We start from the raw sequence: 7,686 nt of genomic DNA on the forward strand, positions 1-7,686 counted from the left end.
AGCTAAGGTGAAAGACTTACTTAAGTTTCTGAAGCAACAAAATAAGACCGAAGAATTCGATGCAATTCGCATTGGTCTTGCTTCACCAGACATGGTTCGTTCATGGTCATACGGTGAAGTAAAGAAACCTGAGACTATTAACTACCGTACTTTCAAGCCTGAGCGCGATGGCTTATTCTGTGCCCGTATTTTCGGTCCAGTGAAAGATTATGAATGCTTATGTGGTAAATATAAGCGTCTTAAACACCGTGGTGTGATCTGTGAAAAGTGTGGCGTTGAAGTAACACTCACTAAAGTGCGTCGCGATCGTATGGGTCACATCGACCTTGCGAGCCCAGTTGCACATATATGGTTTTTAAAATCATTACCGTCACGTATCGGCTTAATGCTTGATATGACGCTTCGTGATATTGAACGTGTTCTTTACTTCGAATCATTCGTAGTAACTGAGCCTGGCATGACGACGCTTGAGCGTAGTCAGCTATTAGGTGAAGAAGAATACCTAGATGCACTAGAAGAGCACGGTGATGAGTTTGAAGCGAAGATGGGTGCTGAAGCTGTATTAGACTTGCTTCGTGAACTCGATCTTGCGCAATTAATTGCTGAAATGCGTGAAGAGTTACCAACAATTAACTCTGAAACTAAGCGTAAGAAGATCACTAAACGTCTTAAATTAATGGAATCGTTCCACCAATCAGGTAATAACCCTGAGTGGATGATCATGACAGTACTTCCAGTATTGCCACCTGATCTACGTCCATTAGTACCACTTGATGGTGGCCGTTTTGCGACTTCTGATCTAAATGACCTTTACCGTCGTGTTATTAACCGTAATAACCGTCTTAAACGTCTACTAGATTTAGCTGCACCGGATATTATCGTACGCAACGAAAAACGTATGTTACAAGAAGCGGTTGATGCGCTACTTGATAACGGTCGTCGTGGTCGTGCAATTACAGGTTCTAACAAGCGTCCGCTTAAATCTCTTGCTGATATGATCAAGGGTAAGCAAGGTCGTTTCCGTCAGAACTTACTTGGTAAGCGTGTAGATTATTCAGGCCGTTCTGTAATCACAGTTGGTCCTACACTTAAGCTTCACCAATGTGGTCTTCCTAAGAAGATGGCACTTGAGCTATTCAAACCATTTATCTATGGCAAACTAGAGCGTCGCGGCATGGCTACGACAATCAAAGCTGCTAAGAAAATGGTAGAGCGTGAAGTTCCGGAAGTATGGGATGTATTAGACGAAGTAATTCGTGAACATCCAGTATTACTTAACCGTGCACCAACACTTCACCGTTTGGGTATCCAAGCGTTTGAACCTGTGCTTATCGAAGGTAAAGCAATCCATTTGCATCCATTAGTATGTGCGGCCTACAACGCCGACTTCGATGGTGACCAAATGGCGGTACACGTACCGCTAACGATTGAAGCGCAGCTTGAAGCTCGTGCATTGATGATGTCAACAAACAACATCCTATCTCCTGCGAATGGTGAGCCAATCATCGTTCCATCACAGGACGTTGTATTGGGTCTATATTATATGACCCGTGACCGCATCAACGCGAAAGGCGAAGGCGCGATCTTAAAAGATCCTAAAGAAGCAGAAAAAGCATACCGCAGCGGTAATGCCGACCTTCACGCTCGCGTGAAAGTACGTATTAGCGAATCAGTTAAAAACGAAAATGGTGTAGTAGAAGACACTGTAACTGTTATCGATACAACTGTTGGTCGTGCAATTTTGTCTCTTATTTTACCAAAAGGCATGCCGTTTTCGTCAATCAATCAGGCCCTAGGTAAGAAACAAATTTCTGGCTTATTAAACGAGTGTTACCGTCGTCTTGGTCTTAAAGATACAGTTATCTTTGCTGACCAAGTTATGTATACCGGTTTCCACTACGCAATGAAGTCAGGTGTTTCAATCGGTATCGATGACTTAGTTATCCCACCGATCAAAGCATCAATTATCGAAGCAGCTGAAGCTGAAGTAACTGAAATCAACCAACAATTCCAATCAGGTCTTGTAACGGCTGGTGAAAAGTACAATAAAGTTATCGATATCTGGTCACGTGTAAATGAAAACTTATCACGTGAAATGATGGCCAACTTGTCAAAAGACACGGTTATCAATGCCCAAGGTGAAGAAGAAGAGCAACCGTCATTTAACTCAGTGTTTATGATGGCCGACTCTGGTGCTCGTGGTAGTGCCGCTCAGATCCGTCAGCTAGCAGGTATGCGTGGTCTAATGGCACGTCCAGATGGTTCAATCATCGAGACGCCAATCACCGCTAACTTCCGTGAAGGTCTAAACGTACTTCAGTACTTCATCTCAACGCATGGTGCGCGTAAAGGTCTTGCCGATACAGCACTGAAAACAGCGAACTCGGGTTACCTAACGCGTCGTCTAGTAGACGTTGCACAAGATTTGGTAATCAACGAAGACGATTGTGGCACAGAAGATGGCTTAACAATGAAACCGCTTATTGAAGGTGGTGACGTTGTAGAAGCACTTCGCGAACGTGTACTTGGTCGTGTTGTTGCTGAAGATATTGTGATCCCTGGTACTAATACAGTACTAGTAGAGCGTAATATCATGCTTGACGAAAAACTGTGTGATCTTTTAGAAGAGCACTCAGTAGATGAAGTTCGCGTACGTTCAGTTATCACCTGTGATAACGACTTTGGTGTATGTGCTAAGTGTTACGGTCGTGACCTTGCACGTGGTCATATCATCAACGCGGGTGAATCAGTAGGTGTTATCGCGGCGCAATCAATCGGTGAGCCGGGTACACAGCTTACGATGCGTACTTTCCACATCGGTGGTGCAGCATCAAGAGCGTCTGCTGAAAACAATGTACAAGTTAAAACTAACGGTACATTGAAGCTTCATAACGCAAAATATGTATTAAACACTGACGGTAAGATTGTTATTACCTCTCGTTCTACTGAAATCACTATCATCGATAGCCATGGTCGTGAGAAAGAGCGTTATAAAGTACCTTACGGTGCGGTATTAACAGTACAAGACAATACGGAAGTTCAAGGTAACGACATCGTTGCTACTTGGGACCCGCATAGTCACCCAATCGTTCTTGAGCATAAGTCAAAAGTATCGTTCAGCGATATCGATGACTCAAACACTGAAGCACAGACTGATGAACTAACTGGTTTAACCCGTGTAGTTGTTAAAGATCTTGCTAAGATAAATGCGAAAGAGCCGAAGCTTATCATCGAAAGTGAAGAGCGCGGTCTGCAAGAAACTCGTCTTCCTTCATACACTACGATTGAAGTAACAGACGGTGTAACGGCAAACCCAGGTGACGTGTTAGCACGTATTCCGCAGGAAGGTTCGAAAACTCGTGATATCACGGGTGGTCTACCACGCGTAGCCGACTTATTTGAAGCGCGTAAACCGAAAGAGCCAGCTATCTTAGCTGAGATCACCGGTACGATTAGCTTCGGTAAAGAGACTAAAGGTAAGAAGCGTTTAGTTATTACTCCAGCTGAAGGCGATCATTACGAAGAAATGATCCCTAAGTGGCGTCAACTTAACGTGTTTGAGGGTGAGCAAGTGTCTAAAGGTGAAGTTATCGCCGATGGTCCTGAATCACCACATGACATCTTACGCCTACGTGGTGTGACTCATGTTGCTAACTATATCGTTAACGAAGTGCAAGAGGTTTACCGTTTGCAAGGCGTTAAGATCAATGACAAGCACATTGAAACAATTATCCGTCAAATGATCCGTAAGTGTACGATCCTTGACGGCGGCCATAGTGAATTCTTAGCCGGTGAGCAAATTGAAGTGGCACGCGTTAATATCGCAAACCGCGACTTAGAAGCTCAAGGCAAGTTACCTGCTAAATATGAAATCCAATTAATGGGTATCACTAAAGCATCACTAGCCACAGAATCTTTCATCTCGGCAGCCTCGTTCCAGGAGACAACTCGTGTCCTAACTGAAGCCGCTGTAAATGGTAAGAGCGATGAACTTCGCGGTCTGAAAGAAAACGTAATTGTGGGTCGTTTGATCCCAGCCGGTACCGGTTTTGCGTATCATCAAGAACGTATGGCTCGTCGTAAGCAGAGCAAAGTTGTAGTTGAAGAGCAAACAGTAAGTGCAGAAGAGGCAACTCAAGCGCTAACTGATGCTTTAAACGCGGATTTATCTGGAAATCAATAAATCTAACTTAATCAATAGATTAGGTTTTTGCAAGGCAGTTATCTACTGCCTTGCTAACGGTTTAGGTTGACAGCTCAATCTTTGCTCATTAAAATTCCGCCACCCATTTACCTGCACGTTTGGTACGAGCTTGTAAATAAAGGGCGGATTTTTTTATTTTTTCAGTAGTAATTTTAATTTCAGGAGCTATTTAAATGGCAACTATTAACCAGCTAGTGCGTAAGCCACGTCGTAGCAAGGTTACGAAAAGTAACTCAGCTGCGCTTAAAGCGTGTCCGCAAAAGCGCGGTGTATGTACTCGCGTATATACAACTACACCTAAGAAACCAAACTCGGCGTTACGTAAAGTAGCTCGTGTACGTTTAACTAACGGTTTCGAAGTAACTTCATACATTGGTGGTGAAGGTCATAACCTTCAAGAGCATAGTGTAATCCTAATCCGTGGTGGTCGTGTTAAAGATTTACCAGGTGTGCGTTTTCACACTGTTCGTGGTGCACTTGACTGTGCAGGCGTTAGCGACCGTCGTCAAGCTCGTTCTAAATACGGTGCAAAACGCCCTAAAGGCTAATTGTATTCCGTTAGTAAGGCCAAGCACTAAATATTTTTAATTATTGTTTTGGGTGATTGACTCGAAAGAGCAAACCTGAATAAACCGGAGATACAAAATGCCTAGAAGACGCGTAATAGGTCAACGTAAAATTCTTCCAGATCCTAAGTTCGGATCGGAACTTCTTGCAAAATTCGTTAACATCGTAATGTTAGACGGCAAGAAATCTACTGCTGAAAAAATCGTTTACGGTGCGCTAGATGTGGCTGCTGAGAAATCAGGCAAATCGCACCTTGAAATCTTTGAAACTGCACTTGAAAACATCCGTCCACAGGTTGAGGTTAAATCTCGCCGTGTTGGTGGTTCAACGTATCAAGTACCAGTAGAAGTACGTCCAGTACGTCGCAACGCATTAGGTATGCGTTGGTTAGTAGACGCTGCACGTAAGCGTGGCGAGAAATCTATGGGCTTACGTTTAGCTCAAGAACTTGTTGACGCTGCTGACAACAAAGGCACTGCGGTTAAGAAACGTGAAGACGTTCACCGTATGGCTGAAGCGAATAAAGCATTCGCACATTACCGTTGGTAATCTGTCCTTAACCTTTAAGAGGATTTTATGGCACGTACAACTCCACTTGAGCGCTATCGCAATATCGGTATTGTTGCTCACGTAGATGCAGGCAAAACCACCACAACAGAACGTGTTCTGTTCTACACAGGTCTTTCTCATAAGATCGGTGAAGTACATGATGGCGCCGCAACTATGGACTGGATGGAGCAGGAACAAGAGCGTGGTATCACAATCACTTCTGCTGCAACAACGTGTTTCTGGAAAGGGATGGACGCGCAATTTGACGCTCATCGTATCAATATAATTGATACTCCAGGGCACGTGGATTTCACTATTGAAGTAGAACGTTCTTTACGTGTACTTGATGGTGCGGTAGTTGTGCTTTGTGCTTCATCTGGTGTACAGCCGCAAACTGAGACAGTTTGGCGTCAAGCGAACAAATACGAAGTTCCGAGAATGATCTTCGTAAATAAAATGGATCGCACGGGCGCTGACTTCTTAACGGTTGTTGGCCAGGTGAAATCTCGTCTTGGAGCAACGCCTGTTCCAATTCAGCTACCAGTAGGCGCTGAAGACGACTTTAAAGGTGTTATTGACCTCATAAAAATGAAAATGATTAACTGGAATGATGAAGACCAGGGAATGACTTTCACCTATGAGGCAATACCGGCAGAACTTCAAGATTTAGCTGAAGAATGGCGCTCAAACTTAGTTGAAAGCGCCGCTGAAGCATCTGAAGAACTAATGGATAAGTATTTGGAAGGTGAAGACCTGAGCGAAGCAGAAATTAAAAATGCTTTGCGTCAGCGTACATTGGCTAACGAAATCGTCCCAGTCACATGTGGTAGTGCATTTAAAAATAAAGGCGTTCAAGCTGTGCTTGATGGCGTTATTGAATATATGCCTGCACCAACACAAGTGAAACAAATTCAAGGTATCCTTGAAGATGGTACTGAGGAAGAACGTCCAGCTAATGACAACGCACCGTTTGCTGCACTTGCTTTTAAAATTGCAACAGACCCGTTCGTTGGTACTTTAACTTTCTTCCGTGTTTACTCTGGTACTGTTAAACAGGGTGACGCGGTATACAACCCAGTAAAATGTAAGCGTGAGCGTCTTGGCCGTATCGTTCAGATGCATTCAAACTCACGTGAAGAGATCAAAGAAGTCTACGCAGGTGATATTGCGGCTGCTATTGGTCTCAAAGACGTAACAACAGGTGAAACACTGTGTGATCCGAATTCTATTATTACGCTTGAGCGTATGGAATTCCCTGAACCAGTTATCTCTGTTGCGGTTGAGCCTCGCACAATCGCTGACCAAGATAAGATGGGTATCGCGCTAGGTAAACTAGCGGCAGAAGATCCGTCTTTTCGCGTACAAACTGACGAAGAATCAGGCCAGACTATTATTTCTGGTATGGGTGAACTTCACCTTGATATCATTGTCGACCGTATGAAACGTGAATTCAGTGTTGAATGTAACGTTGGTAAGCCGCAGGTTTCTTACCGTGAAGCTATTCGTTCAACTGTTAAAGTTGAGGGTAAATTCATACGTCAATCAGGTGGACGTGGTCAATATGGTCATGTCTGGCTTAAACTTGAACCGATGGATATTTCGGATGATGAAGCCCCAATTTACGAGTTCGTTAACGAAACCGTAGGTGGCTCCGTTCCAAAAGAATACATCCCTGCGGTAGACAAAGGCATCCAAGAGCAAATGTCTCAAGGTGTGCTGGCAGGCTACCCATTACTTGGTGTGAAAGCGACTTTATATGATGGTTCATTCCATGATGTAGATTCGAATGAAATGGCATTTAAAATAGCGGGTTCACTGGCAATGAAACAAGGTGCGCTACAAGCAGACCCTGTACTATTAGAGCCAATGATGAAGGTTGAAGTACTCACTCCTGAAGCAAACATGGGTGATGTAGTTGGTGACTTAAACCGTCGCCGCGGTATGATCGAAGGCATGGAAGATGCGCTAGGTGGACTTAAATTAATTAACGCCCAGGTTCCGCTTTCTGAAATGTTTGGTTATGCTACTGATCTACGATCTGCAACACAAGGCCGTGCCTCATACTCTATGGAGTTTTTGAAGTACGCTGAAGCCTCGAAACATGTTGCGGACACAATAATTACAGCTCGCGCTGTTAAGTAATTTTTAGCTCGGTTTGGTCCACAGTGGACTGAACCTTTAATTTCTTTATAGGAATTTTTTAAGATGGCAAAAGCAAAGTTTGAACGCGTAAAACCGCATGTAAACGTAGGTACAATCGGCCACGTTGACCACGGTAAAACTACCCTAACTGCAGCAATCACTAACGTACTTGCAAAAGTATACGGCGGTGTTGCTAAAGATTTCGCATCAATCGATAACGCTCC

General features: G+C 43.9%; 5 protein-coding genes. All 5 read left to right on the forward strand.

From position 1 onward, the window contains the following. Nucleotides 1–7 precede the first annotated feature (7 nt). Nucleotides 8–4,183 (forward strand): DNA-directed RNA polymerase subunit beta', encoded by a 4,176-nt coding sequence (gene rpoC / locus H5183_RS14700; RefSeq protein WP_145238302.1) that lies wholly within the window; start codon nucleotides 8–10, stop codon nucleotides 4,181–4,183. Nucleotides 4,184–4,377: 194 nt separating this feature from the next. Continuing rightward, nucleotides 4,378–4,752, forward strand: coding sequence for a 30S ribosomal protein S12 (gene rpsL / locus H5183_RS14705; RefSeq protein WP_002958885.1), 375 nt, complete (start codon nucleotides 4,378–4,380; stop codon nucleotides 4,750–4,752). 97 nt (nucleotides 4,753–4,849) lie between these two features. Then, entirely contained in the window at nucleotides 4,850–5,320 is a 471-nt protein-coding gene (gene rpsG / locus H5183_RS14710) for a 30S ribosomal protein S7 (RefSeq protein ID WP_016710546.1), read from the forward strand. A gap of 27 nt (nucleotides 5,321–5,347) precedes the next feature. Next, nucleotides 5,348–7,462: an elongation factor G gene (gene fusA, locus H5183_RS14715; RefSeq protein WP_145238305.1), complete on the forward strand. Its 2,115-nt coding sequence runs from the start codon at nucleotides 5,348–5,350 to the stop codon at nucleotides 7,460–7,462. Nucleotides 7,463–7,525: 63 nt separating this feature from the next. Then, nucleotides 7,526–7,686, forward strand: a 161-nt coding sequence (locus H5183_RS14720; protein WP_246175643.1) for a GTP-binding protein, incomplete at its 3' end; no start/stop codon positions are given.

It is taken from the genome of Pseudoalteromonas sp. SR44-8, from assembly GCF_014163635.1.
Taxonomy (GTDB): Bacteria; Pseudomonadota; Gammaproteobacteria; order Enterobacterales; family Alteromonadaceae; genus Pseudoalteromonas; species Pseudoalteromonas rhizosphaerae.

Excerpts from the sequence above, each read along its gene's own strand:
- rpsG (WP_016710546.1), top strand. The coding sequence starts at position 4,850 with ATGCCTAGAAGACGCGTAATAGGTCAACGTAAAATTCTTCCAGATCCT.
- rpsL (WP_002958885.1), top strand. The coding sequence starts at position 4,378 with ATGGCAACTATTAACCAGCTAGTGCGTAAGCCACGTCGTAGCAAGGTT.
- fusA (WP_145238305.1), top strand. The coding sequence starts at position 5,348 with ATGGCACGTACAACTCCACTTGAGCGCTATCGCAATATCGGTATTGTT.